This window comes from Leptotrichia sp. OH3620_COT-345, assembly GCF_003932895.1.
Taxonomy (GTDB): Bacteria; Fusobacteriota; Fusobacteriia; order Fusobacteriales; family Leptotrichiaceae; genus Pseudoleptotrichia.
This window is the reverse complement of sequence record NZ_RQYW01000220.1, coordinates 1-225: the sequence shown is the minus strand read 5'-3', so window position 1 is coordinate 225 and position 225 is coordinate 1. Positions and strand designations below refer to the sequence as shown.

Annotated in this window: 1 pseudogene; it reads right to left on the bottom strand. The window is 36.0% G+C overall.

The window, feature by feature from the left end:
* Positions 1-225 (bottom strand): annotated as a pseudogene (locus EII29_RS12590) (hypothetical protein); the annotation flags it as partial.

Genomic DNA, 225 nt, shown 5'->3' with positions numbered 1-225 from the left:
AAAGTCTACTCTGTCTCTCGCCTTTGACGCATTATACTCAAGCTTTTCCATCGGTGTCTTAGGTTTTACTTCTTCTACTCTTTCTTCTTCCAATATCATACTTTCTTCCAACATTTCTCCCGATATACTCTGCTCTTTTTTCATCTTCTTTTCAGGAACCTTCTTCTCTTTTACAGGTCTTGTCATTTCTCTCTGTTGTTTATAATAATCTTCTCTTGCTTTTCT